This is a genomic window from Vibrio sp. YT-17 (assembly GCF_033337375.1).
Classification (GTDB): domain Bacteria; phylum Pseudomonadota; class Gammaproteobacteria; order Enterobacterales; family Vibrionaceae; genus Vibrio; species Vibrio alginolyticus.
Map to the genome: position 1 here is coordinate 1 of NZ_JAWOQP010000069.1, position 1,587 is coordinate 1,587.

General features: G+C 53.2%; 1 rRNA gene. It reads right to left on the reverse strand.

What is annotated here, in order from left to right:
• Window positions 1–1,553, reverse strand: a 16S ribosomal RNA gene (locus R7F67_RS23875).
• Between the last annotated feature and the right edge of the window lie 34 nt (window positions 1,554–1,587).

A 1,587-nucleotide genomic window follows, 5' to 3' on the forward strand; every position in this document is an offset into this window, starting at 1 on the left:
TAAGGAGGTGATCCAGCGCCAGGTTCCCCTAGCGCTACCTTGTTACGACTTCACCCCAGTCATGAACCACAAAGTGGTAAGCGTCCCCCCGAAGGTTAAACTACCTACTTCTTTTGCAGCCCACTCCCATGGTGTGACGGGCGGTGTGTACAAGGCCCGGGAACGTATTCACCGTGGCATTCTGATCCACGATTACTAGCGATTCCGACTTCATGGAGTCGAGTTGCAGACTCCAATCCGGACTACGACGCACTTTTTGGGATTCGCTCACTTTCGCAAGTTGGCCGCCCTCTGTATGCGCCATTGTAGCACGTGTGTAGCCCTACTCGTAAGGGCCATGATGACTTGACGTCGTCCCCACCTTCCTCCGGTTTATCACCGGCAGTCTCCCTGGAGTTCCCGACATTACTCGCTGGCAAACAAGGATAAGGGTTGCGCTCGTTGCGGGACTTAACCCAACATTTCACAACACGAGCTGACGACAGCCATGCAGCACCTGTCTCAGAGTTCCCGAAGGCACCAATCCATCTCTGGAAAGTTCTCTGGATGTCAAGAGTAGGTAAGGTTCTTCGCGTTGCATCGAATTAAACCACATGCTCCACCGCTTGTGCGGGCCCCCGTCAATTCATTTGAGTTTTAATCTTGCGACCGTACTCCCCAGGCGGTCTACTTAACGCGTTAGCTCCGAAAGCCACGGCTCAAGGCCACAACCTCCAAGTAGACATCGTTTACGGCGTGGACTACCAGGGTATCTAATCCTGTTTGCTCCCCACGCTTTCGCATCTGAGTGTCAGTATCTGTCCAGGGGGCCGCCTTCGCCACCGGTATTCCTTCAGATCTCTACGCATTTCACCGCTACACCTGAAATTCTACCCCCCTCTACAGTACTCTAGTCTGCCAGTTTCAAATGCTATTCCGAGGTTGAGCCCCGGGCTTTCACATCTGACTTAACAAACCACCTGCATGCGCTTTACGCCCAGTAATTCCGATTAACGCTCGCACCCTCCGTATTACCGCGGCTGCTGGCACGGAGTTAGCCGGTGCTTCTTCTGTCGCTAACGTCAAATAATGCAGCTATTAACTACACTACCTTCCTCACGACTGAAAGTGCTTTACAACCCGAAGGCCTTCTTCACACACGCGGCATGGCTGCATCAGGCTTGCGCCCATTGTGCAATATTCCCCACTGCTGCCTCCCGTAGGAGTCTGGACCGTGTCTCAGTTCCAGTGTGGCTGATCATCCTCTCAGACCAGCTAGGGATCGTCGCCTTGGTGAGCCCTTACCTCACCAACTAGCTAATCCCACCTAGGCATATCCTGACGCGAGAGGCCCGAAGGTCCCCCTCTTTGGCCCGTAGGCATCATGCGGTATTAGCCATCGTTTCCAATGGTTATCCCCCACATCAGGGCAATTTCCTAGGCATTACTCACCCGTCCGCCGCTCGACGCCGTTATCGTTCCCCGAAGGTTCAGATAACTCGTTTCCGCTCGACTTGCATGTGTTAGGCCTGCCGCCAGCGTTCAATCTGAGCCATGATCAAACTCTTCAATTTAAGATTTTGTTCGGCTCAATGAATACTGAACATT